General features: G+C 52.0%; 19 protein-coding genes. 11 read left to right on the top strand and 8 right to left on the bottom strand.

All coding sequences use genetic code 11. The features are described 5' to 3' along the window. Positions 1-91 precede the first annotated feature (91 nt). Positions 92-1,483 (bottom strand): arylsulfotransferase family protein, encoded by a 1,392-nt coding sequence (locus I9187_RS19500; protein WP_209509805.1) that lies wholly within the window; start codon positions 1,481-1,483, stop codon positions 92-94. 163 nt (positions 1,484-1,646) lie between these two features. Here I9187_RS19500 and I9187_RS19505 point away from each other — a divergent pair, with 163 nt between their 5' ends. From I9187_RS19505 to I9187_RS19525, 5 genes are all read left to right on the top strand, one after another. Next, the gene (locus tag I9187_RS19505; protein ID WP_209509804.1) at positions 1,647-1,967 is read left to right on the top strand and encodes a hypothetical protein; all 321 of its coding nucleotides are present in this window, start codon (positions 1,647-1,649) and stop codon (positions 1,965-1,967) included. Between the two features lie 37 nt (positions 1,968-2,004). After that, complete coding sequence (locus I9187_RS19510) at positions 2,005-3,468, top strand: glycosyltransferase family 39 protein (RefSeq protein ID WP_209509803.1); 1,464 nt, start codon at positions 2,005-2,007, stop codon at positions 3,466-3,468. Between the two features lie 215 nt (positions 3,469-3,683). After that, positions 3,684-5,048, top strand: a complete 1,365-nt coding sequence (locus tag I9187_RS19515; RefSeq protein ID WP_209509802.1) for an arylsulfotransferase family protein — start codon at positions 3,684-3,686, stop codon at positions 5,046-5,048. Beyond that, a complete protein-coding gene (locus I9187_RS19520) occupies positions 5,045-5,308 on the top strand; it encodes a hypothetical protein (protein WP_245223315.1) in 264 nt (87 codons plus the stop codon). Before I9187_RS19515 ends, I9187_RS19520 begins: the two co-directional genes overlap by 4 nt. Beyond that, on the top strand, positions 5,305-6,783 hold the full coding sequence (locus tag I9187_RS19525; RefSeq protein ID WP_209509801.1) for a sulfotransferase: 1,479 nt from the start codon (positions 5,305-5,307) through the stop codon (positions 6,781-6,783). Before I9187_RS19520 ends, I9187_RS19525 begins: the two co-directional genes overlap by 4 nt. Before the next feature lie 105 nt (positions 6,784-6,888). Here I9187_RS19525 and I9187_RS19530 read toward each other — a convergent pair whose 3' ends face one another. The 4 genes from I9187_RS19530 to I9187_RS19545 all read right to left on the bottom strand — a co-directional run bounded on the left by I9187_RS19530 (position 6,889) and on the right by I9187_RS19545 (position 12,803). After that, positions 6,889-8,142: an arylsulfotransferase family protein gene (locus I9187_RS19530; RefSeq protein WP_209509800.1), complete on the bottom strand. Its 1,254-nt coding sequence runs from the start codon at positions 8,140-8,142 to the stop codon at positions 6,889-6,891. Between the two features lie 244 nt (positions 8,143-8,386). Then, positions 8,387-9,394 (bottom strand): glycosyltransferase family 2 protein, encoded by a 1,008-nt coding sequence (locus I9187_RS19535; RefSeq protein ID WP_209509799.1) that lies wholly within the window; start codon positions 9,392-9,394, stop codon positions 8,387-8,389. Between the two features lie 172 nt (positions 9,395-9,566). Continuing rightward, on the bottom strand, positions 9,567-10,898 hold the full coding sequence (locus I9187_RS19540; protein ID WP_209940301.1) for an arylsulfotransferase family protein: 1,332 nt from the start codon (positions 10,896-10,898) through the stop codon (positions 9,567-9,569). 6 nt (positions 10,899-10,904) lie between these two features. Next, entirely contained in the window at positions 10,905-12,803 is a 1,899-nt protein-coding gene (locus I9187_RS19545; RefSeq protein ID WP_209509797.1) for a glucosyltransferase domain-containing protein, read from the bottom strand. Between the two features lie 224 nt (positions 12,804-13,027). Between I9187_RS19545 and I9187_RS19550 the strand changes: the two genes are divergently transcribed. Further along, positions 13,028-14,017, top strand: coding sequence for a glycosyltransferase family 2 protein (locus tag I9187_RS19550; protein WP_209509796.1), 990 nt, complete (start codon positions 13,028-13,030; stop codon positions 14,015-14,017). Beyond that, positions 14,014-14,397 (top strand): GtrA family protein, encoded by a 384-nt coding sequence (locus I9187_RS19555; RefSeq protein ID WP_209509795.1) that lies wholly within the window; start codon positions 14,014-14,016, stop codon positions 14,395-14,397. Before I9187_RS19550 ends, I9187_RS19555 begins: the two co-directional genes overlap by 4 nt. Positions 14,398-14,542: 145 nt before the next feature. Here I9187_RS19555 and I9187_RS19560 read toward each other — a convergent pair whose 3' ends face one another. Together I9187_RS19560 and I9187_RS19565 are read right to left on the bottom strand one after the other, a co-directional pair. After that, positions 14,543-16,297, bottom strand: a complete 1,755-nt coding sequence (locus tag I9187_RS19560; protein WP_209509794.1) for a glycosyltransferase family 39 protein — start codon at positions 16,295-16,297, stop codon at positions 14,543-14,545. Between the two features lie 264 nt (positions 16,298-16,561). Next, entirely contained in the window at positions 16,562-17,836 is a 1,275-nt protein-coding gene (locus I9187_RS19565; protein ID WP_209509793.1) for a right-handed parallel beta-helix repeat-containing protein, read from the bottom strand. Between the two features lie 455 nt (positions 17,837-18,291). Here I9187_RS19565 and I9187_RS19570 point away from each other — a divergent pair, with 455 nt between their 5' ends. Together I9187_RS19570 and I9187_RS19575 are read left to right on the top strand one after the other, a co-directional pair. Further along, entirely contained in the window at positions 18,292-20,259 is a 1,968-nt protein-coding gene (locus I9187_RS19570; RefSeq protein WP_209940302.1) for a right-handed parallel beta-helix repeat-containing protein, read from the top strand. A 143-nt stretch (positions 20,260-20,402) separates the two neighbouring features. After that, complete coding sequence (locus tag I9187_RS19575; RefSeq protein WP_209509863.1) at positions 20,403-21,218, top strand: sulfotransferase family 2 domain-containing protein; 816 nt, start codon at positions 20,403-20,405, stop codon at positions 21,216-21,218. Here the strand turns inward: I9187_RS19575 and I9187_RS19580 are convergent, their stop codons facing one another. Further along, positions 21,219-22,025, bottom strand: a complete 807-nt coding sequence (locus I9187_RS19580; protein ID WP_209940303.1) for a capsular polysaccharide synthesis protein — start codon at positions 22,023-22,025, stop codon at positions 21,219-21,221. Positions 22,026-22,331: 306 nt separating this feature from the next. On the opposite strand from I9187_RS19580, the gene I9187_RS19585 reads away from it, so the two are divergent. Then, positions 22,332-23,051 carry a sulfotransferase family 2 domain-containing protein gene (locus I9187_RS19585; protein WP_209509861.1) on the top strand — a complete coding sequence of 240 codons (720 nt, stop codon included), beginning with the start codon at positions 22,332-22,334 and terminating at the stop codon, positions 23,049-23,051. Between the two features lie 33 nt (positions 23,052-23,084). Then, positions 23,085-24,428 (top strand): hypothetical protein, encoded by a 1,344-nt coding sequence (locus I9187_RS19590; protein ID WP_209509860.1) that lies wholly within the window; start codon positions 23,085-23,087, stop codon positions 24,426-24,428. The last annotated feature ends 10 nt before the right edge of the window (positions 24,429-24,438 follow it).

Genomic DNA, 24,438 nt, shown 5'->3' on the forward strand with positions numbered 1-24,438 from the left:
AATGCTAAGTTCATGTTCGTAGCAACTCAAAAAATTCACATGGTCTAATTGTACCCGAAGACGAGCCTGTACCGTCAGAATCCTATGCAGTTTAGCATCCGCTTTTAGCGATAGCCCTTAAGGCCTTCTCTCCAAGAGATCGTGATACATAGCGTGACCATCCCAAGAAGTAAGCTTCTCCATTCTCTGCTCTGTTGACAAATGTCGCTACCATTTTACCAGCGCCATCGAGCACGAAAATACGGCCACGGTTTGCTTCTTCGAAAATCACGTGCCCGGATGGTGTGAAATCCTGCAAGCCTTCGGAAACAGTTGCGGCCCCTACGCTTTTCAATACTTCTCGAAATGGGCTTTCCACTGAGCCCGTCTTGAAATCGTAGATCAAGATTTCACTAACACCTTCTACTCGTGCACCAAGCCCACGATCGTAGGCGTTGTTGTTGAATACAGCGATCCGGTGATCATCGAGGATGTCAACATCGTGCTGTGACAACCACGGCCCCGCCTTTGACCAGATGATTTCTCGGGTTGATGGGCGATAAAGTGCGACAAGTGACGGAGTGCGAAGACTCAAAAACAGGTCGCCTTTTTGCCAGTGTGGCCCGCTAGTTAGAACGGGCTCAATGTCGTTCAAGTGCATTGGGTCGCTGTAGAAATGAGCGGCGGGAAACAGCAGATGGCGCAAACCGTTCTGGACCAAAATCTCATCCAACGCCTCTTCAACAAGCACCTCGCCTTTGGAGCTCACCTGCACCAAAGTGTCGCGGGCAAATTTAGGTGACAGATCCTCGGGCCGCTCGTCTAGTTGATAGCTTGGAATCCAGAAACCGCCTTCACCGTCTGAACTTGTCGAATGATGAAACAGATATTCACTTAGCGACCACTCGATGTCACCGCAAGGTGACATCATAAATAACGGTGCATTATGGTTTTTGAGCAGAAGACGGCCGTCTTCGGTCAAGTAGGGGTGAATATAGCGAAAATAGGCATTGTTCCAGTTTTCGTAGCTTGCAACCCCATCAAATTCCGGAAGCCGATCAACCGTAGCCAATAGCATTTCAGGTTTTGGCGACCAGGTTCGGTGGACTTCTCCGGTTTCAAGCGACATCAATTCAATTTCGTGCTGCGTTTGATCGCCGTTATACCGGCTCAGCAGCAAATACCCGGTTAGTCCATTAGAACCGGGAGGCTGTATCCAGGACCACCCATCGGGCAAATCGTCATCGGGAGGAAGACGAAGAAAGGGCATCATTTTGGTGTCAGGCCGCCCAAATTTCTTGAAGGCTTGCCACGTGTTTTCGGGTATTTCGGCAAGCGTCATCGCTGCCTTTCCTATCTCTCCGAAATGAGCACTGCCAAGCTCTTTTCTGCCCCGCTCTTCATCGAGAACGATAGCGCCAAACAAGAGCATGCAAAGAAAGCCCGCGACCAGACACAGCCCCAGAATCCAAATCTCGACTTTCTTAAAAACCAACCTTTCCATCACAGGTTTCATCCTTGAGATGTTGGGGTTTTGGCAACAAAATCGGCATAGTTTCGAGTTTGGATCGCACTTTAGTACAAAAACATCTTTGTTAAAAGCGGAATGGCGTTGACTTTAAAACCTGCCAGTCGAACCATCAGTCCGTTCCCTTAGAGACTTTAGTTTGAGTGATGCATTGATGATGAGTGATTTCCCCGAATTTAAGGAAAATTATAGTCTGGTAAGCTCTGGAGAACCCGATGCGAATGGAAATTTCCGGTTTGCAGGTCTGTGGTGTTTCCCATCGACGCGAGGAAGAGCTGTCAGTGCTGATGCCTCAACAATACAAAGAGAATGGGCGAATCGTCAGGGATTGGGGGACATTTTCCATATGAAATCGTCTGCGCTAGCATTTTGTTTAATTGCACTGCCTAAGTGCGGAGCGCTTTTGCAAGACGGTCGGCGAACAGTCGCGACGAACCCTGATATTGTTGGTTTTGATTGATGCCCCGGATCGAGGCAAATGTGACCGGAGACGCCCTATGACCCAACACTCCCGAGAGATTGGCCGTCATGATCTGGCCGTGCTTCTGTTCATCCTGCTCTTTGCCGCAGTGCTCAGAACCGCCGGGCTGAACGCGCCGTTGTGGTATGATGAGATCTGGACAGTCGATACGCATGTTCGTCTGCCCTGGGGTGAGATGATGGGTGAATATTCAATGAACCATCATTACTTCTTCAGCATGAAGGCCAAGCTGTTTTCCCAGATCTTTGGAGAAGAAGCCTGGGTCTATCGCTTTCCGGCTGCTCTGTTTGGTGTCGGCACCGTCGGGGCGATCTGGTGGCTGGCAAAAGACGTGGCCGGAACCTGGACCGCTCATATATCCGCTTTGCTGGTAGCGCTTTCCTACCATCAGGTCTGGTTTTCACAAAATGCTCGCGGATACACCGAACTGGCGTTCTGGAGTGTGCTGGGCCTCATTCTGTTTCTACGGGGTGTGAAACGCCCGGTCATTGGCATTTGGGTCGGTTTCGGGCTGACGGCGGCTGCAGCGGTTTTCACTCATCTGACGGGTGCGTTTTTCTTTGTCGCTTTGGGGTTTGTCTGGCTGCTGTCTCTGACGACCGGGTTTGGCCGGGGCGGCTTGACCCGGGCATGGGTGGTGCAGCCGCTAATCGGTGTGACCATCGCGGTGGTTCTTATCCTGTTGGCGTATCTGCCAATTCTGCCCAGTCTCGTGGGTACCATGAGCGAGGTTTCGGCGACCTCTGCTGTTGATCCTATGCAGGAATATCAAAACCCGCTCTGGACTATTATAGAGGGCTTGCGGACGGCCGTTGGAAATACAGGGCCGCTGACTCTGGTCGTTGCTATTGGCGGGCTGGTGGCTATTGCGTTTGGTGCGGTAGGCACACATGCGACACAACCGCTATTTTTCCCGTCTATCGTGGCGCATGTCGTGGTAACACTGATCATCTTGTTGTCGCTTGAGATGCGAATCTGGCCGCGGTTTTTTTTCGTTGATATTGCGCCTGTCATCCTTCTTGTTGTGGTTGGTTGTGGGTTTGGCTCGCGTGTTGTGGCGGGGACGCTCAGGCGTCCCGGGCTCGAGCAACCGTTGTTTGCCATTGGTGTTCTGGCAATAACTGCTCTCTCCGTGGTGTTGGTACAGCGGAACTACGTGGCCCCCAAGCAGGATCTGGCCGGGGCTTTTGCGCTGGTTGAGAACACACGACGCCCGTCCGAGCGGGTCTATGCCATCAATCCAGGGGGTCCGATCTTCGAAAACCATTTTAACGCAGACTGGACGACTATCGGCGACTCCACACATTACAGCAAGGCGATGTCTCAGCCCGGACCTGTAGCGCTGGTCGTTCTGTTCCCCAATCGGATGTTTCGCACCATCCCGGAGCTGGCCCGCGATGCCGAAGGGAGGCTGGATTTCGTACACGGTTTTGCCGGAACACTCGGGGATGGCGACGTGTTGGTCTATCGGCGCAAGTAAGTGGTACCTGGGGATCCAGGCCGTCCCCCTGTCATGGCATCCTGTTTCTTCGTTACTATTAAGATATGAACATGTTGCTTTAAAGTGGGATTAGAGGCACGATTTCTTGAACGTGTATTTTTAGTGTAAATGTCTATGAGGTTCTACAAGAGTCGCTCTTGCTAAACTAAAATTTGGGTGATTTCTGGCTAAGTGAGACAGGGCTGTCGCATAGTATGAAGCGTTTTTTTGAAGAGTTATCCGCGCGCCTGTTTTGGTCTTGCCTGATTTTCACCGTTTTGTTCGGTGCCGTGTTGTACGGCATCTTCGCGCAGATAAAACACTGGCCGCCTGTGCCGCAACTGCGGACTGCGTATAATGTGCTATTTATCGAGAAAACCCTGACCAGTTCGGCTGATCAGAAACATCTCCAGCCGTCCCGCGGGCAAGGCGAAGGCGTTACCGTCAACACAAAGCCCGACAGTTCCGACACCATCCTGATGCTTGGTTTTTTTGAGGGCGAGAACCAGGCGCGGCTGGTTAATCGCAACGGTAATGTCATCCGAAAATGGTCGTTGAATTACCATGAGCATTTTCCGGATGCTGAGACCCGCCCATGCACAATGTTGACACCACTATTGACGGATGTGCATGGTGCCGTGCTGACCCCGCGTGGAGATTTAATCTTCAATTATGAGTATTGCGGAACTGTTAAGTTGGATCAGTGCAGCAACATAATCTGGACGATCAATGAGAAAACGCATCATTCGCTGATCGAGGCCGAAGGCGGGGGGTATCTGCTCCTCAGCCGCGATGAATGGAAGGCAGCGGACGAACCGGAACGCTTCCCGCCGTTCTCTACCCCAGCCACCAATCAGCTTATTTCCGAGGATCTTATCCTGAGGCTCGACGAACATGGAGAAATCCTTGAGCGATTTTCGATTCCAGAAATCATTTTCGACAGCGGCTTATCCGCCCTGCTTACGGCGTCTGGGCAAACGTTCAAATCGTCTAAAGTTGCACGGGGAGAGCTTGTTCATGCTAACAAGATCGCCGAGCTACCGACCGCACTGGCCGGAAAATTTCCCCTGTTTACTCCTGGGGATTGGGCTATTTCCATGCGCGGTCTGAACCTGATCGTAGTCGTGGATTCCAAAACGAAAGCTGTGAAATGGTATCAGACAGGCCCCTGGGTACGTCAACACGATCCGGAGTTTCGCCCGGATGGTAAGATATCCGTCTTCAATAATAACGCCTATCTGACGTCTTATGATGAACTAGAAAAGACGCGGCTGAGTGCGCCTCGCGATACCAACATCATGCTGATTGACCCTGTCAGCCGCGAAACGGAAATCGCGTATGGCAGCAGACCCGGCCAGGAGATGCTTTCGGTTGTTCGTGGCCAGCATGAAATTTTGAGTGATGGTGGTATGCTGATAACAGAATTTGACGCTGGACGGGTCTTAGAGGTGACAGCGGAGGGCGATATTGTGTGGGAATACGTCAATCGTTTCGACGACGATTTTGTTGGGGAAATAACCAACTCAAAATTATATTCCGCGGAATTTTTCCAAACGAAATGGGGAGAGTGCGAGTCATGAATTGGTTTTTAAAACATCACATCGGGCGCCATCCGACCATGCTATTTCGATGCCTCGGGATGCTGTTTCTTGCTCTGCCGAGTCCGGCTTTTGCTTATATCGGTCCTGGAGCGGGCTTGGGAGCGATTGCCGTTACGATTGCCGTTCTCTTGGGCGTTCTCTTTCTTATTGTCGGGCTTGTGTGGTTTCCGCTCAAACGGCTGATAAAAAAACGGAAAGAGAGCGCCGAACAGGATAACGAGCTAGATCCGTCGCAATGATAATAATTCTTGCTGTTTCGTTGCTTGCCGTAGGCGGGTTTGCGTTTGTTCTTTGGCGCACGAATATTTTTGAGACTGCAAACGATGTTGTAAGCACCAGCATGACGGGTGTGACGTCTTTGATGGACAGCCAACTTTCTGATTACGCTAAAGAACAGGCGGTACGGCGTGCCGGACTAAAGTTGATTGTTGGAGGTTTCAACATTGCCTGGCGTGTCGTCTTGGCGTTGGCAGCTGCGGGGTTGCCTATTTTTTTGGCTGAGTACTTTGGGGTGACGACCAGCAGTGCAGTTTTTGATGTCATGCTGCGGCTTGATTACATTGTTATTGTTTCGATTGTTGCCATTGCGGCGGTGAAGACCATTCAGTGGCTTCGCCCTGTGGCGGCAGCGCATGATGCCGATAACACGCTGTATTCCCCTGTTGAGCAATTCGTTCATAGTATGGCGTTTTCTGGCCCTGTAGTTCTGAAAGCAGCTGCGTGGGCCGAAGAAAAACTGTCCTCCCAATCTCATGCCGAAGAAGTCACACGGCCTGTTTTTGTAACGTCGCTGGCCCGCGGTGGTACCACAGCGGTTTTGAATGCGCTGCATGATGCGTCTGAAATCGCAACACATATTTATCGGGACATGCCTTTTCTGACGGCCCCCCTTCTCTGGAACCGGCTGGCCGGTGGACAGCGAAGAGGGGTGCGTCGTCGCCAGCGCGCGCATGGAGATGGTCTTGAGATTGATTTGGACAGCCCGGAGGCTTTTGAAGAAGTCATCTGGAAAATGTTCTGGCCGCAACATTATCAGGCTTCTTCAATCCCGCTCTGGACGGCAGAAAACACTAACCTCGAAGCGGATCAGTTCCTCCGTCGGCACATGTCTAAAATCGTCCGCGCACGGTCTGTTCAGGCCGGTCCGGAGGTGCCGCGCAAAACACGCTATTGTTCGAAGAACAACGCCAATATCGCCCGGATTCCCTATCTGCTGAATGCCTTTCCAGATTGCAGGATCGTTGTGCCGGTCCGGCGCCCGGAAAGCCATGCCCATTCTCTGTTACGGCAGCACAGGAATTTCTGCACACAACAATCCGAAGATGTCTTCATCGCACGTTATATGGCGGATATCGGCCACTACGAGTTTGGCAAGATTCACAAACCCTTTCTGTTTTCGGGGTTTGATCCTGAACGGTACAGCGCGGATACGATCGATTACTGGCTTGATTACTGGACGCATGCGTTTCGACATGTACTCAGACATAGGGATAAGTGCATCATTCTTCTTCAGGACAATCTGCGGTCGTCTCCGGGTGGGACAATGACGGCGCTATATCAAGCTCTCGACCTTGAACCGGGCGAGCATGATTTCGGGCGTTATTTCCATTCGAAACAGGATTTGGCTGATACGAAAATATTCGCCCAAGGCAAGTTTCGCGATGCGTTGGACGTATATGACGAGCTGGAGAAATGCGCTCTCAGCTTTTCCTGATTGTTATTTGCAGGGCAAAACTGACGTCGCTGGATTTTGGCTGCCTTAGAAACCACCTTTGAAACCCTGACCCGGTAGCAGACTGGTGACGATCCTTTTGCGGTTTTACTGTTCGCAGGACGGTATGGCGTCAAAGTAATCGGGCGGAACGTGAACGGCTGTCGTGATGATAGAATTATGCTTGTCAGTCAGGATATTCGATATTTCGCGAACCAGTTCGCCATCTACCGTCACCTCAATGACCCTGCCCTCCATTGGCGACGCAATCAGCCAGTTTCCATTTGGCAGTCGTTCCTGCTGCCCCATGATATGACTGTCGAAAACCAGTTCAGTCCCACCAAACTTGTCTCGTACTTTGCCGGTGTTCATGTCCATTTCGATAATAGAAGACCGACGGCGTTCGGTGTTGTTTGAGTATACCGTAATCGTGCCGTCAGGATGGAAATCCGCATCATGCTGATGCTCCCATGGACCCGCCTGAAACCACTTCAGACGTTTTGTCTCGCGATCAACAACCCCAACAAGATCAATTGATCTATGTGACATTATAAGATCGCCTGCAGAGAACTCAGGGAAGGCGTCGGCCCATGCCGCAGGTAAAACTTCCACATCATTGGGGTGAATGATGTCGGGGATTTCATCTACACCAGCGTCCCAACGCCATTTGAAGCCGTGCGGAATGCGAAAGGCCAGTTGTGCGTTGGGGTCAGGAAGAATAACGTCTTTTGCCAAGTCGATGCTCTCAAGCGTTTCACCGGTTTCCTCATCGATCCGAGTCATCTGCTGATCATGGCCGCCATCCCAGAATTTGGATGTCCAGGTCCAGAATCCGCCAAGGTCGGGATCTTCAGTCAGCGAATGGTGAAACACCATATCTGTACGCCGCCAGACGATGCCTCCGCAGGCGTCAAACCTTGCCATACCCATGTTGTCATCGAAATTGGCAAGGATCGAACCATCAGGCAGAGGGCGAATGGCATGAACGAATTCGCCTTCGTTTCCACTATCGATAACCTTGGAATGGTCGATCTTCCACGTGTGCAGCACGTTGCCTTTGGTATCAATGAGTTCAGTAATATAGCCCGGGTCAGGATTTGCGATCCGATTGATCAACACAAATCCGGGCGCGATTTTATCGGGTCGATGGGCGACGTATGCATCCGATGGCATTCGATCCGGGCGGTGGAGATAAGTTCCGCCAGGGACGACATATCCGGTGGACCTCCAAGACTTTACGACTTCCCGGGACTGATTGAGAATTTTCCAAGGTGCCCATTCCTTGTGGGTCGTCCACATGCCCACAGCGAATGAAAAGATGGCAATCAGTAAGATCGCTGAGATGTATGAAACAATACGCATTCGCAAAACCCGACTTTAAATAGTCTTTGTACTTGTCCTCTGCTGTTCGAACCAAGTCAACGTGGGAGTCCTGGCGCGATGAACTTGTTTCGAAATACTGTACCCTTTGGGCCGAATGTATCAAATTGTTCGCAATATGGAGATCTTTTTAGTGGGGCAACAACCGGCGTTATCAACCGCGAGCACGTTACATGCCCTATGAAGAACTTGGGGCGGTAGCTGACCATAGTAAGCATCCACGTGTTTATTTGTTTTCATCGAATTTCAGACCAAGGCTGCTTTCAACGACGTAAAGTGGGCGCTTTCGGGCTTCTTCATAAAGGCGTCCCAAATATTCTCCGATCACGCCAAGTACGACGAGTTGGAGGCCGCCGATGAGCAGAACAGCAACCATTAATGAGGCATAGCCGGGCACATCTACTCCGTGGGTCAGGGTGCGCATGATCAGAAAAAGGCCATAAATGATCGCCCCCATTGCCGTTAGCATCCCGACGTAGCCTGCCACTCGCAAAGGAACTGTGCTAAATCCGGTGATGCCGTCCAATGCGAAGTTCCAAAGGCGCCAATAATTGAACTTGGTCTCCCCAGCTGCGCGCTCTGGCCGGTCGTAAGTGATTTCGGCATGTCGAAATCCGACCCAGGCAAAAAGACCTTTCATAAAGCGGTTCTGCTCGCGTAACTGAACAATAACGCGCACCACGCGCTGATCCATAAGGCGAAAATCACCGGTATTGGCCGGGATAGATACACCTGAAAGTCGGTTAATGACTTGATAGAACTTGGTCGCCGACCAGCGCTTCATCGCGGTATCGGTGTTGCGGCGGCGTCGGACGGCGTAAACAACATCAAACCCTTCACGCCATTTTTTGAGGAACGTTTCAATCAGCTCGGGTGGGTCCTGTAAATCCGCGTCTATAGGAACAACAGCCTTTCCCAAAGCGACGTCGAGTCCAGCCGTCAATGCAATTTCCTTGCCGAAGTTACGCGAAAAATTCAGAACCTTGATGCGATCATCACGCGCGTGTGCTTCCGTCAAAAGTTCCGCTGTTCCATCAGTACTTCCGTCATTTACACAGATGATTTCATAGCTTTCCCCCAAATGTTCCAAGATACGTCTCAAACGATCAAACAAGACCGGCAGGACGTCTTCTTCATTGAACACCGGTACAACGAGGCTGAGTGTGGGAACGTCTTGATCCGCAACGTTTGCCTGAGGCGAAGATGTAGTAGTGTTCTTATTCAACGGCTCCATGGCGAGTGTCTTTTCTGCTAGGTCTGGATTACGTGATCATGGTTTTATAACAGGCTCAAAGAGTTCCGTGTCGGACCGCGAGTTTTCAATTGTCAGTGTCGGTTTGCAATCACAAGTTTGCAGCAGTATCACGTAGCAATCCGGGGGCGGATACCCCTGAAACCATGAAAAGTTATGGGCAGGACCAGACCGATCTATCGACATAACCCAGAGGATATCGCCGGGCTTCTTCGATGAGCGCGGCAGAGCGTGTTCCCGCAACGAACACCATCTCCCAGACAATCTCCCCGTCCGGTGTGAATTCGAAAACGCGTCCTGACATGCTCTCGGTTACCAGAATGTTATCGTTGGGCAGCGCCTGGTGTGTGCCCATAATGAAGCTGAAAAACCGCTGATCATCCGTCTTTGGGTAGATTGTCTCAGCCAGACTGGTCACGGGGTCGAAACGAAGCACGCGGGCCCCTACGAAATCGCGCCCTGGCATTCGCCGCCCGCTGCCATTGTCAAAGACTGTGATAGTCCCATCCGGAGCGATGTCCGGATCGTGCTGTTGCACCCATGGCCCGTGTTGCATCCAGACGATCTTGTTGCTGGATTTGTTCAGCACAGTCAGTGCGTTGAGATTGCGCATGGAAAGTAGCAGGTCGCCTGGTTCTGATCCGGGAAGCCGGGCACTTAATGCCGGGGTTACAACCTCAATGTCGTTCAGGTGTATTGGATCTAGGTCTTCCTCGTTTAGCCCGTAGATAATGTCGAATTCCTGACGTTGGGCCAGCCAGTCGAGCGCGGGTTCCAGGATCGGGACGTCTTCTATGACGCGACCGTCCGTATCGATCAGGAGTGCAGAATCGGCGTAATAATTGTCAGCTTCTAGGATTGCCTCTATCGAAGCTCCTGGGAGCCTATATTCCTCAGCGACAGTTGCAGGGTCGCGTTTGTTTGGAATCCAGTAGGTCCCGTCCGGGTTTTCTGTGATCGAGTGGTGGGTCATGTGGTCAACGGTCCAGATCACATCGCCGCAAGGGCCAAGGCGTGCGGTGCCACGCTCGGCAAAATTGACGAGGATAGAGCCGTCCTTTTCGAGGGCAATTCCCTGAGTATGGTACCCCTTCGAACCTTTGGGAATGCGGCTCTCGGGCAGGATGTGGGTCGGCTTGGGCCAGATTGAGAGAAAATCGAGCGGCCATTCCTGTAAGAGCGTGCCATCTGCGTCATAGGCACGGGCCTTGATCCCCTCGTCAAACATGCCTTGCATGACCGTGATCCCGGCCCAGCTGCGCTCGGGGTCGTGTTTGACGAGGCCCACACCTTCATAACGGCGCGGCATCCAGCGGTGATCCCGATACCACGGTCCGCGGACCAGTTCCTTTGCCGTGTTTTTAACGTTGCGGACCACAGCAGTTGGTGGCAGGTCCAGAACCGCGACTGAGACACCTGCCAGAAAAGCAAGTATCGCACCGCTTATGAGAAAGATGGCAAACCCAATCAGATTCCTGCGTTCCATGTAGTTTCACTCCCGCTTATTGCCCGTCTCGAAAATCTCTTCCAGCGTTCGCGCGTCACTGGCATTACGCTCAACGGCCCAGGTCTGCCCGGGTGCGGCGATCTTATGTTCAATGCGCAATGTCGAGAATGGCCTGTCTGTATTCGCGACAAACCGGTGGCAGAGGCCGTTCATCCAAGTCTCGCGCGCCTGCCAGTTAAAGCGATTGGACCGGACTCGGTGCCCTGCTTGGTTCAACTGCGTTGCGACGATCTGACCTTTGCCGGGGTCAATATCCGTACAGGTCCTGCCGACCAGAACGGCCATACCGTCAGCATAGCAGACCGCCCCGCCCTTGCCCGCGTTGAGAGGAAAGCAGGTGGAACGCGCTGGGAGCGGGGCTGAGGCTTCGAGACAGACAAAAAGCGTGCCATCGGCCATGAAAACCGAACCCTCCGCCGGGAAGGCGGGGCAGGTTCTTGGAGTTGCAAGCGCCGAGCTGGCATAATCCGCCGCCCCATAGCGGACCTGAAAGATCGAGTTTATGTCGATGCCTCGATGAAAGGTGCTGGGGGTGTGAAAATCGCCGAAGCTTAGTTTCGAATAAGACGGAGCACCAACAGAACGGATCGGAACGGACCGGACATCGAAGCCTTCAAGGGGATCAGCCCGGGTTACAATCGCGTCGGCCAAGGCCACGTCCTGTTCCGCGACACGCTGAAACAGCGGCCACAGACGCGATGAGGTAAACGCCTGCGTGACGCCAAAGACCAGCACCAGAGCTAGCCCTCCGACCGGCATCAGTCGGGATACAGCGCGACTGTCCATTCCTTGCACAATGACAGTGGTAGAGGCCAGCACGACACCGGCGAAGACAAAGCCCATGAAACCGATGCTACGCGCGATGAAATAGGGCTCCGGATAAAGGAACCAGATCAGAACCGGCAGGATAAAAAACGCTCCGAGCCCGCCCAGAAGTACGCGAAACGCTCCCAGCCATCCCCCGCCGCGCAGCGCGTGCGGCGCCAAACAAGCGGTCAATGCCGCCAGCAGAACCACTCCGCAGGCCGCAGCGGTGGAAAGCAGAAACAGGCCGCGATAGGGCTGGTGCAGACCCAGAAGCCCTCCGTTGTGGATCGACCGCTCAAGCCGCGGTAGTGTAGAGAGTTTGTCGAACACTGTGGCCATGTCCATCCTGGCGGAAAAGCGGAAATTGGCATCGAGATCCAGCAGGGTCAGCGTGGCCGACAATTGGAGCCGGTACAGGATCAGCGCCGCGACCGAGACAACGGTCACCTGCAGTAGGCAGAACAGGCTTTGTCTGTGATCGAACCGATCCACCCGGATCAGCACCGTGGCTGGAACAAGGAGGCCCAGCAGGGCGTAGCTTTGATAAAACCCCATCGAGATAGACAAGAGTTCAGCCGCTACGATCAGGCGCAGGATCATGCGGGGGACTGACCCCGCTTTGACTGGTTCGATAAGCGCCATGGCCGCGAGAGATGTGAAAAGGCCAAGGCTGAACCATGGCGCAAGCGTCTGGTAATGCAGGATTTCCGTCAGGTAGACATGCGAAAACCCGGCCAGAAAGACCGCTAGGATTGCTGTGATAGTCATTGCGGGACCTGCCGGTCGCGTGGATCGGCGCGCGATCAGAACAGAAATCCCGAACAGCGCCACAAAGATGATGGCTATCAACAGCGCGATCGGGGCGGTTTTGCCAACAAAAACCTCATGGGCCCAATGGGTGGCCCAGCGGCCATGAATCTCGGCAAACCCGTTTGCGCGCCCGGCCGCAAACCGCCACTCATCCGGGTTCAAGCCGGATTGCGCAATGCCGAGCCCGGCGGTTGGTAAGAAAATCAGCGCCGCCAGCGCTGCTGTTATTGGCAACAAAATCCGAAAAGGGACTTTGGCATCGGTCATTGCAAAACCCATTTATGAGCGCCACTAAACAATACCTTCCATCAAACTCTGACTTTGATACTAAGCGATTTTCCCGTCCTCTGTCACTTTTATCGCCCCGCGATCAAGCAACACAATGGCCACAGTTCCAATTTACGTTCATTGACCGACACATTGTAAAACCGTTCGAGATTTGGGATCAAAACTCTAAGACGGCGAAAGCGCCGGAAGGGATTGTTGTAACGATGGACAAAGTTCAGACGCCGGACGCGGAGCAACATCGGATACAGGCCGAGGTTGGCCTGTCAATTGTGGTGCCCTGTTTCAACGAAGAAGACGTGCTGCCGGAACTTGTCCGCCGGGCCAGTGCTGTGGCCGTAGAGTGTTTCGGGATGTCCTGGGAGCTGATCCTCGTAGATGACGGATCAACAGATCGGACGCGTTGGATGATCACCGAGCTTGCGCAAACCCGGCCCAATATCCGGGCGGTGATCCTATCGCGCAATCATGGGCACCAAAAGGCGCTTTCGGCCGGCCTGGCTTATGTGCGCGGGGGCCGGATTCTGGTGCTGGACGCCGATCTACAGGACCCGCCGGAACTTTTGCCCGAGATGCTGGCCCTGATGCAAGACGGGGCCGATGTCGTGTATGGCCAGCGTCGGCAGCGCGCGGGCGAGACCGCCGCCAAACGGGCGACAGCCGCATCGTTCTATCGCCTCCTCGACCGGCTGACCGATGTCGATATCCCGCTGGACACCGGCGATTTTCGTCTGATGTCCCGCACGGTGGTCGACTATCTGAACGCCATGCCTGAAGAAGATCGCTTTATTCGCGGCATGGTCAGTTGGCTCGGTTTCCGGCAGGTGCCTTTGCTGTATGATCGAGCCGAGCGTTTCGCCGGGGAAACCAAGTATCCGTTTAAAAAGATGCTGCAGTTGGCCGTCGATGCAATTACCGGGTTCTCTATCGTTCCACTGCGGCTGGCGACATGGCTGGCACTTTTTACAACCTTTCTGGGGGCGTTGCTCATTGTCTGGGTTCTGTTTAGGTGGTTTACCGGTGATGTGGTCTCGGGCTGGTCTTCGGTTATGGTGGTTGTCCTGCTGGTGAGCTCAGTTCAGCTCCTGACAATCGGAATCCTTGGCGAATATATTGGCAGGTTGTATTTACAGAGCAAACGTCGCCCCCATTTTGTCGTGGAGCGCGTCATTTCAGGTTCGGAAGAGTCATTGTGAAGCCCATTGATTTAAGAAGTATTGTGGCCTTTGGGGTCGTCGGCGTTCTTGCCACGATCACCCATGCTGTGGTTGCGATTGCGTTGATAGAAATAGGGTTTTTGCATCCGTTTTCGGCAAATGCATTTGGTTTCGGAGCTGGATTTTTAGTGTCCTATTTCGGACACCATCGGTTCAGCTTTCAGTCCGAGGCGGATCACCGGCAGGCCATGCCGCGATTTCTGACAATTGCGGGAATTGGTCTGTTCCTAAATCAAGCAATTGTCTACGCGTTGGTTAATCTGGCTGGTCTCAGCTATTTCTTGGCCCTCACGGTGATCATCGCGACAGTTCCGACGCTCACTTATCTCGCATCCCGCCGGTGGGCTTTTGCTAATTAGCAGTCAAACAGTGTGGAGCCTGAATTCATTTGATTGATCGTACTACCTAAAACGTTTTTGGAAGTATTTGAGACAGAGATGAGGGATTATCTATGTTCTGCGACGACATGGCCCGGCCATTTTTTGTCCAGTCAGATATCGGTGATCATGGTTGCGTCTTGGGTTCAAAGAGTTCTGCGCTGGCCCGCAATTTTTTGATTTTTAGTATCGGCTTATAGTCACTAAGGACTTCGCGCCTAACATCGGATACGGGGGGCTTCCCTTCACCGGGCCATGTGACCAGCCAGACGCGGGCAGCTGGGTGGGCGCGCAAAGCTGACTCATGCTCAGATACGATAAAATTAGCGTCGTTAATGTAATAGAACAGGGGTGTATCAGTCCAGTCGCGTGTCTGCCGCATAAACACAAGGTCATCAGGGCGCATTTCAGGTAGCATCGCCTGCGCAATTCCCTGGTAATCGTTGGGAGCGCCGGGCTTTTGGGCGGCATAGGGTATGCTGAAAGCAAATACGATGACGCACATCCCTACCGATGCCAGCTTGAGGGTGGTGTTCCGGAACATCCAGACGGCACCCGCGGCACAGAGGATCAGAAGATAGGGTATGAAGAGTAAAAAGGCCCGGTTGGCTAGAACATATACTTCGTAGGATGTCACAAAAAGGATCAGTGGCGAAACCACTGCAAGAAGCCATAAGAGCCAGGTTCTTTCTTGTGGGTAGCGTAGGGTCTTCGACGGTAGTCTGGGGACCAGCGCGCGCCAAGTCGTGCCTATGGCAGGAATAAGGAGTGCAAAAAAGGGTAAAACGGACATTGCCATCAGCGCCTCGGTCCGACGGTGTGCGATTGAGGCAAGCCAAAGCATGAAACAGGCCGAACCAACGGCAGCAAAACTCAAAACCCAAAAAGGGACGTTTCGCTCTATGCTTACGACCGGTGCTTCGCGCTTTGGTGCTTTTAGGCTGGCTGCAAGCAGCAGCAGAGAAAAGGCGAGAAGAAGCCAGGTCCAGATCGGCTCAATCTGCAGCATCGGAATGATGCGATGATCTTTTGCAAAAAGAAATCCGAAAGAGAAATATTCAATCAGAAAATCAGGTTCCGGATCGCGGGCTGCGGCTTTGCGCGCGCGGTAGGCGATATGGGTCAGCGCTGGAGCGGACAGGATGAAGGCTAGAGCCTGAATCTGAAGTAGCCGAGGCCCCCGTCTTAGAATAATCCAATGTGAAAGTTGCCCGGCCTCCTTCGCGGGCTGGGGTAAAACGAGTATTGCCCAGAACAGGTGAATTAAGATTAACGGCCAGAAGAACTCGACTGTCAGAATTCCGGCCAAGACCGAAGCGATATAAGCTATCTCGATTTTGGGTCTTGGCTTGCGCGTCCTGACAAGGGATATCAAAAGCCAGGTTGCCAAGAGTGACAGGAAGGTGCCTGCGACATACATGCGAGCCAGCTGGCTCCAGTAGATATGAAAGCCATGGAGTGCCAGCAATAAAGCAGCCAGACAGGCCACGGTCGATCCGAATACGCTTCGCGCGATCAGGAAAATCAGCGGGATGGTGCCCAAGGCAAACAGGACACCCGGAAACCGTAGTGCGAGATGAGAGGTTCCGAACGCTTTGGTCCAGCCCAACATGGCCACATACCACCCCATTGGGTGCGGTTCGTCATGAAAGTGCCACCAGATCGTTTCCATAAGCCCAAGCCGTGGGGGGGGTTCGGAGATGTCGGGAACAAGGGGGATGCCAGGAACGTAGATTTCCGGATGAGAAAGACTGCGGTATTCAATCCCCCATAACCGTAAAATAACCGCCAGTACAATTACGATTACCAGCGCAATGAAAACGACTAAGTTTCGGTGTTCACGCCCAGTTTGGAAAATACTATTTTTTTTGACTGTGCTCATGATGCTCGTCTGGAAAAACAAGTGTAGGTAGTTAGTCATAAGATCGAAGATGTTTGGTTAATATTACGATAAGCCCCGAGTATTTAAAGATATTTGTAGAGGGGGCACATAGAAAATATTCGACTGTATTTATGAGTTGCCCTGTCAGAACTGTGCTTAGGCAGGGATACCTTTTTGTCTTTGCCGGAGATTGACTTGAATGATCTGGATTCTGATTATCCACTCTTTAAATTGGTATAGATAGTACACCGTTCGAACTAAGAATTATTTTCGAGTTGGATATTTATTTACCAATGATGAACCAGCATTGAGACGGTCAATTTCACTACCGGGGCGTACTCCATATTCATGAAAGCCGTTCGCCTGTCCGGTTGCGTAGTAGATGAATTCACGATCGTAGTACCCAGGCGCTGAAGGAGACTGGTCCTGAATGATGACATTGTTGAGCACCACCCAGTCCTTTTGATTTTTGTAGCCGATGATGCCTCCGACCGCGTTTTGTTCAATTACAACATAGGTCGAGCCAGAGACATTGATACGCGGAACCGTGACTTTTCCCTTCTCGGCACGACGGACTCGGATGACCGAGTTTTTGCGGATCGAAAGATTGTCGATCCCATGAACGGAAATGCCATGAGTATGCGCGTTGTAGATCATGTTGTTTTCGATCAGCACATTCTGATGGCGCAACATTGGATTCCCTAAATTCTTGCCGTCGCCGCCCATCCAGATTGTTTGGGCATAATCCCCGGCGCCGATGTCAAAAATGTTGTTGCGGATGACGATGTCAGTACTTCGCTGGTTTGAACTACGCAGAATCTGGATCATGTCACGGTGATCCTTATTACCCTTCACGCCCCGAAAATTATGCAGGCGGTTGGCTTCGATCACCAGCCCGTCAATCACACCAAGCGCTATGCCGTCCGACCGGATATCAGAAAAGTCATTACCAATAATTGTAAGGTCGACAACGCTGTCCCCGGTTAGTGCTTTCCACCACTTCCGAAAGATCGAATGCGTGATGTTGATGCTTAAGCTATTCCGGATACGCAGCCCGCGCCCGTGTCCGGCGCCTGATCGGTGGCCACCATCGAATACCGAATTGGTAATAGTGATGTTCCGGCTCTCCAGAATACTAAAACGATTAGCCGAGTCCTTGTGACCCTTTGAATACTCATAGTCGAAGAACAAACCGTCAAGCGCGACATTCTTAGCTTTTTTTAAGCGTAATTCAGTAAAGCAGGCCGGCGACCCGGGAGCCACTGATTGGATTGTGACAAGGTTTTGGAAAGCTTTGTTGATTTTCAGAGGGCCGTAATTCCCGCCCTGCAATGTGAGTGTTTCGCCACCTTTGGCATTTCTGATTGCCGCTGAAAGCTCTGACGCGTTTCTGATGATCTGTCCGGTGTTTGTGCCAGATGCAAGTGTCGCGATCCTTGGCCCGGTACAGACTTGAGCGGCAGAGGGCGGTGTCGGTAAAGTGAGCAGGAACACAAAAATGCAGATCAGAGTTCCAACAGAGCTCAATTTGTTTCGCATGAAGGACCTGTTTTTATCACATTTGCCACCTGTAAAAGGCTACGGGCATGAGTGAGTCGTGTCCATAACAGCGTACTGCGCAAAGTATCGGCGGTTATGGGGGGATCGCACGAGTTTACGCAACGGCATCGGGCAATTCGTTGCCTATTCTCCGAATAGATACGCGAGGACACGCCGGAATGGTGGCATTTCTGTGTCTATTGTTGCGGGAGGGGAATCAATTTGGCAAATCGACAAGTACCGCTAAGGGAAGGGGAACAATTCCCGGTATCGAGTATCGAGTTCACTCGGAAATGAAGGCAAAAAGGGCAGTATTGTCCTAAAGCAGGCAACAATTTCCAAACATAGCCATATTCCGGCCAATCTGTCGCCTTTGTGCGACTGTTCCATCCGTCCTGGGTGAGCGGGATCTTGTGCGCTGAAACTCACAGCGCCTATGAAACAGAAGGTGAGATATGTCGACGACTATCACGGTGACCTCTGCGGCAGAGCTGAACCAAGCTTTGTCACAGGCGACAGGTGGGGAAACCATCCTCCTAGCGGCAGGCAATTATGGTAAGCTAAGCCTAAAGAACGCTCAATATGCATCCAACGTAACACTCAAGTCCGCGGATCCAAACGCGCTGGCGAGCTTTTCCGAGGTCTACCTGACGAACTCCTCGAACATTACGTTCGACGAGATCAAGTTCGATTATACTTTCAGTCAGGGAGATGCGAACCATACCACCAAGTTCCTGATCAGCAGCAGCAACAATATTACCATCGACAACTCAGTTTTTGATGGGGACTTCGCCAGCGGCACCGGAACCAATGCAGATGGTACCGGTTTTGGCAAGGGGCTGGTGATCCGAGACTCGAGCAGTATCGATGTCATCAATACAGAATTCCATTCCTGGTGGAAGGCCCTGGGTGCGTCCAGATCAACTGACATCAACTTCTCCGGAAACAATATCCACACAATCCGGTCGGACGGTATTTCGCTCGGCGAAGTTCAGAACGTTCTTATCGAGAATAACTATATTCATGACTTCGGCGGAGCAGCAGGGTCCGGTGACCATCGCGACATGATCCAGATTCAGCGCTCCAACGGAACCGGTAGTAGCGATATCACCATCCGCAACAACATTCTCGACATGGGAACGGGTGACTATACGCAGGGTATCTGGGCTGGGCAGGACAAGGCCAGCTATTCAGATGCTGCGGACTGGAACTACAACATCGTTATCGAGAATAACGTCCTTTACAATGCCCATGCAAATGGCATCGCCGTGCATATGACCAACGGGTTGACGATCGACAGTAACACGTTGATTACCGTGCCGTCGCAACAGACCGGCGGTGTGGCTACGCCCAAGATCATCGTTGGGGGAAGTTCCAAGAACGTGACGGTTGAACAAAACGTCACGCCTTCTGTCGTTGGGTATACAGGCCAGAGCGACTGGATTGTTCAGGACAATGCCATCATTCAGAACAGGGACCCGTCGCTTCCTGACCATTACGACTTCATGTTCACCTACATTGCGACGGCCGCTATTGACGGGTACAACCAATATGGTGTTATCCCCGGCAGTAAGGTGGATTTGTTGGACGCCGGATCAAGTCTGGTTGATCTCTATCCGCTTGACTACGATAGCTGGGTTGGAAGTTCCAGTACCACAGTGGTTAACCCCGGCGGTTCGGGAACAAACAACACAGGCACGACCTCGCCTGACAGTGGTACATCGACTCCGACAGCACCTGACAGTGGCACATCGACTCCGACAGCACCTGACAGTGGTACATCGACTCCGACAGCACCTGACAGTGGTACATCGACCTCATCTCTGATGGTTTTTGATGATTTCGTTTTGGATATTGCCGGATTGCCGCACAATGGTCAGGCAGAATTGAGAGACGATGCCCAAATCATCAATACAGTAGACGGCCCCACCGTGCATCTCGACGGTCATAAGGATCAGGTAAAGATTGGACGGTTGCACCAGTTCGAGAATTCAGATCAGCTTGCCTTTAAGGTTGAGTTCGCCCGCGATGAAGCCGACGGTGATGCACAGCGGCTGGTCTGGAACAAGGGGCACGTAGGGCTGACTCTGGTTGGCGACGGCCTTAAGGCGCATGTCAAGAATAACGACGGCAAGTTCCATGAAGGTTTCCATGTTGAAAACCTGGGTCTGAACGACACAGAAACGCATGAGATCATCTTGATGGTCGACGAGGTCGAGGACCGCTTGCAGGTTTTGGTCGACGGCGAGGTTGTGCTCGACGTAACAGATGTCGATTTCGATTTTACCGGCGGCCGGGAATGGGGTTGGGACATTGGTTTCAGCAACAACCGTTATGCCGATGGCAACCTCAGTGGTTTTGCGATCGATGACGAGGTGCAGTTCGTCGATACCATGGGTGGATCTGTTGATATGCTGGCCTGACGACCAAGGGCCTTGACAGTAATGAGAACAGTGGAACGGCAGATCGGGTATTATAGATCTGCCCTTTCGATTTTTGCCAGATGCATTGTCAAACCTGTTACGACTCCTGCATATGGTGTGTATTGGGTTGAAGGTTTTCTGTCATGATTTTGTCGGACCGTCATAGCTTCGTATTCGTGCATGTGCCGAAATGCGCCGGAACTTCGGTGAGGGCGGCTGTTTTGCCTTACCACGATGCAGATGAACGGTTTCTGAAAACGGTTGAGCGACATCCAGAACTTGGTGAAATTGATTTCCGCCACCTACCGCTGTATCTTTTACGCGATCTCGATCCGGAAGCTTTTGAAAAGCTGAAGATCTATGACAGCTATGCGTTGTTGCGTGATCCGTTTCAAAGATTCCAGTCAGCCATGGCGCAAAGAGCTAAGATGTACCTGGGTCATGAATTTGCGCAACTCGGGGAAAAAGAGATCCGTGCCGAGTTTTACCGCGTGCAAGAGTATCTGCTGTCAGAACCTCATGTGATTGGGCCAGAGTTTATTCATTTTGCTCGGCAGTCAGATTTCGTGCGGATTGGCGATGAGCGTTTTGTGTTCAACCTTTTTCCGGTCGAGCGCCTAGATTTGTTTGCCCAGGCACTTTCCACTCATATCGGTGCGGAAACGCTGCAATTGGGGCATGCTAACAAAACAAAAGTGTTTCGTCATCCACAACTGAAACATGTCGCCCGAACCAGTAGTGTGCTAGCCCGGCGGATGCTTCCCGGTCCGGTGCATGAGACGTTACGCCGGTCAGCACGGCGAGTGCTTATGAAACCAGTCAACAGGGCCGAGCAACCGGTTTTTGATGAGCCAGAGATAAGAGATTTTATCGCCAACTATTACGAGGCTGATGTTGCTCTGTACAAAGAGGTTCAGGCAGACATGGCCATTTATAGCCTAAATCAGCAGAGAATGTGATCAGGGGCTGCCGTTGCTGGCTTCCAGAAGCTTGCGAGCAGCAGCAATGCGATCCTCACTCCAGTTCCAGCGAAGTTTCTGCACTGGTGCGGCGCCAGATTTGAGCACTGCAGCAGTTTCTTCCACGTTGCTGTTGTGTGTCACCGCGTCATGTACCAAATGCGGGCCATAGCAACTGAGTTTAGGTACTTCGTTGAAAGCGCGCCGGAACGTACGGCTTGTCAGATACAGATAGTCGATCATGATATGTGGCCAGTAATAATTATGTGGCTTTGCTCGGCCTTCCCAATAGCCAAAGCTCGCTTCCTCCCATAGAGAGATGAATTTACCTTCTGGTTCAGAAGCAAGAAACCAGTTTGTCATTGACCGGCGTATGCCAGGCCAGATGAACCAGAGATCGTTTTTAGTCCATGTAAAGGCAAAAAAACCCCGCTGAGCCGCGACTGGAAGCCAGTTGTCAAGCGGGGTCAGGCAATATGTTGTCGCATCCGCCCAGACGCCCCCCTGTTGTCTCAGGAGTCTCAGTCTTAGTAAATCGGCATATGACTGGACCGGTAATTTCGACGGGTCATGGCGCAAATCGGCGATCAGTGCCGCGCTTTTAGTATCCAGAACGTGAATGTCCCAGTCTGGGTTATGAAAACGCCATGACGCGATGCATTCCTTGACCAAATCAGGAGCGTTTTCTTCGCCTCGATCCCAGTAAATCCAGATCTTCTTAGGTATTGGGCGTGGCGCGGATTGAGCAAAGTGGTTGGGTTTTCCATTCAGTTTCTTGCGGGTACGCCGCACAATTGTCGGCAGCATACGGGCCCACACAATCAGAACGAACAGCCAAGTCCAAGGCTTAACAGTGCGCATACATACTCCATTACACATTTTACCAATCTTCTAATCGCCACTCAAATTTTGCACCAGCCACGGGTGGTATATCATTGGATTTCCGGTGAAGGCCTCAGCTCATAGTGGTGGGGTGGCAACAATAAGGCTTAAAACAGGTCATTGTCGGATGACAGGTCTCAAGATGCCGCCGCATTTGTAGATCTATTGTAAACAGCGGTCAGAAACGTATGATTCTAAGGGATTGGGTTCTGAGCCCGAAAGGTAAATATTATGGCGATTGTATCGCGGGTTTTAAAAGCCGTTTATTTCGATATCACGAAGGTTGGCAGCAGCAGTCTGAAAGAAACATTTTGGGAACTAGATCATGGCGAACCCTTTAAGGGGCGCGGGATCAAGCGCGTCGTTAACAACCTGCATTGGCGGCTCGCGAGCGCCAAACTGATCCCGCCGCGCAATATTCATGAACAGGATGGCTATCGCACGCAGATTTTTTCTAAGGCCGTCGTGCCCGAGGGGTATACGACATTCACGCTAGTACGCGATCCAGTTGCCAGAATCAGATCGGCTTGGAGAGATAAAGTACACCGAAATCAGTTCCGATGGCGCAACGAAGAGATGGACATCGAAAACGAAGATTTGCCACTCGACCCGACATTTGGCGAGTTCATCGATCATTTCAATGAATACCGCGCGGTCAGTCGCCCGGTGCGCGTGCATACAACACCATATTCATGGCATCTGGGGAATGACATAAGTCTCTTCGATCATGTGTTCCGATTGGAAGCGGTGGAGGAGATGAATGCGTTTTTGAGTAATCGGCTGGGCAGACCGTTCCCAGTGCAGCATGTGAATAAATCCGGGGCCGGTCGGCGCGACAATACACTTACTCCTCGGCAAATTGATGCTTTGCTTCAAATCACCCAAGAGGACTACTCTTTGCTTGGGGATATTTATGATATCAAAATGGCTGAGAAAAGCCTCGCCGCGTGATGATGTCGGGGCGAAAGAAGAAAGACTGATGCAATGGCATATGTCGCACAAAGCGGGACCCGAATAGTAGGGCAGGCGGAAGCCGCCTCGCCCAACCGTCTTCTCATTGCGCTTTTGCTCATATCGCTTGTGATGCCATTCTTCTTTTTTCTGGGTGGCCTGCGGCTGAGCATGTACCGTTTATATTTGCTCGTTTTTGGGCTTTTTTTTCTAATACGCTGGGTCAATGGCTCAGCGGGGCGGCTGCGTACCCCCGATATTATGGTGATTATCGCCAGCTTCTGGATGATGGGGGGGCTTTTCGTCAATCACGGGGCCAATCGGTTCGAATTTGCGGGTATTTTGGTGATCGAGACGATCATCCCCTACCTCGCTGCGCGCGTGCTGATCCGGAACCTTGCCTCGTTCCGGACTTTTGTGTGGTGGTATTTTCTGATTGTGGCTTTGCTGTTGCCATTTGCGCTCTACGAAAACAAAACTGGGGACCCGATCCTTCTCGATTTCTTCCGCGGCATTCTCTCGGTATATGCCGACGTTGCTCAGGAGCCCAGATTAGGTTTAGAGCGCGCGCAAACCACGATGCCCCATCCAATTTTGTTTGGGGTGTTTTGTGCTCCTGCTTTTGCCCTCACGTGGTACACACTCAGCCCGGAAGGGGCGCTTTTCAATCAAATCCGCCGACCGCTTGTTGTTGGGGTCGCGGTCTTCAGTTCATTGTCTTCCGGGGCGTTCATGGGAGTGCTGTTGCAAGCCTTTCTGATTGGTTGGGATGAGGTTTTGAAAAACATCAAAAACCGCTGGAAAATCTTTGCCTATATTTTCGGCGCTCTTTATGTCGCGCTGGAACTGGCATCGAACCGGAATGCGTTTCAGATCATCGCAACCGAGATGACGTTTTCACCGGGCTCCGCTTGGAACAGAATTCATATATTCAACCATGCGATTGATGATGTGTTCAGAAACCCGATCTTTGGCATTGGCCTGGGTGACTGGACTCGTCCACATTGGCTGCGACCAAGTGTCGACAATTTCTGGCTGCTTGTAGCACTACGCTACGGAATTCTGCCTTGGTTCTTGCTGACGCTTTCGGCGGTTCTGATCTGCTGGAAAGCCATTATTGCTCCGTTGTCCGGAGAACATGCACGGATACGACGTGGGTATTTGATTGCATTCATCAGTATGGTTGTCTCTGCTTTCACAGTCCATCTGTGGGACGCGACATATTGCGTTTTCATGTTTCTGATGGGGGCCGGAGTATGGCTCTCTGATCCCGAGTGTGTGCAGGAAATTGCAGACGAGGGTAATGCGCCTAAAACAGCAAGACGAAAGATTAGATATACAAGATTTCCTAGCCCTACTGCGGATGTATCTTCATAGAACAGGCCAT

The organism is Ruegeria sp. HKCCE4148 (assembly GCF_017872495.1).
In the GTDB taxonomy this organism is placed as follows: Bacteria; Pseudomonadota; Alphaproteobacteria; order Rhodobacterales; family Rhodobacteraceae; genus Ruegeria.

Coding starts and splice junctions, on each gene's coding strand:
- I9187_RS19545 (WP_209509797.1), bottom strand. CDS start 12,803: ATGACCGATGCCAAAGTCCCTTTTCGGATTTTGTTGCCAATAACAGCA.
- I9187_RS19550 (WP_209509796.1), top strand. CDS start 13,028: ATGGACAAAGTTCAGACGCCGGACGCGGAGCAACATCGGATACAGGCC.
- I9187_RS19575 (WP_209509863.1), top strand. CDS start 20,403: ATGATTTTGTCGGACCGTCATAGCTTCGTATTCGTGCATGTGCCGAAA.
- I9187_RS19590 (WP_209509860.1), top strand. CDS start 23,085: ATGGCATATGTCGCACAAAGCGGGACCCGAATAGTAGGGCAGGCGGAA.
- I9187_RS19515 (WP_209509802.1), top strand. CDS start 3,684: ATGAAGCGTTTTTTTGAAGAGTTATCCGCGCGCCTGTTTTGGTCTTGC.
- I9187_RS19530 (WP_209509800.1), bottom strand. CDS start 8,142: ATGCGTATTGTTTCATACATCTCAGCGATCTTACTGATTGCCATCTTT.
- I9187_RS19520 (WP_245223315.1), top strand. CDS start 5,045: ATGAATTGGTTTTTAAAACATCACATCGGGCGCCATCCGACCATGCTA.
- I9187_RS19580 (WP_209940303.1), bottom strand. CDS start 22,025: ATGCTGCCGACAATTGTGCGGCGTACCCGCAAGAAACTGAATGGAAAA.
- I9187_RS19510 (WP_209509803.1), top strand. CDS start 2,005: ATGACCCAACACTCCCGAGAGATTGGCCGTCATGATCTGGCCGTGCTT.
- I9187_RS19535 (WP_209509799.1), bottom strand. CDS start 9,394: ATGGAGCCGTTGAATAAGAACACTACTACATCTTCGCCTCAGGCAAAC.
- I9187_RS19565 (WP_209509793.1), bottom strand. CDS start 17,836: ATGCGAAACAAATTGAGCTCTGTTGGAACTCTGATCTGCATTTTTGTG.
- I9187_RS19570 (WP_209940302.1), top strand. CDS start 18,292: ATGTCGACGACTATCACGGTGACCTCTGCGGCAGAGCTGAACCAAGCT.
- I9187_RS19585 (WP_209509861.1), top strand. CDS start 22,332: ATGGCGATTGTATCGCGGGTTTTAAAAGCCGTTTATTTCGATATCACG.
- I9187_RS19560 (WP_209509794.1), bottom strand. CDS start 16,297: ATGAGCACAGTCAAAAAAAATAGTATTTTCCAAACTGGGCGTGAACAC.
- I9187_RS19540 (WP_209940301.1), bottom strand. CDS start 10,898: ATGGAACGCAGGAATCTGATTGGGTTTGCCATCTTTCTCATAAGCGGT.
- I9187_RS19525 (WP_209509801.1), top strand. CDS start 5,305: ATGATAATAATTCTTGCTGTTTCGTTGCTTGCCGTAGGCGGGTTTGCG.
- I9187_RS19500 (WP_209509805.1), bottom strand. CDS start 1,483: ATGGAAAGGTTGGTTTTTAAGAAAGTCGAGATTTGGATTCTGGGGCTG.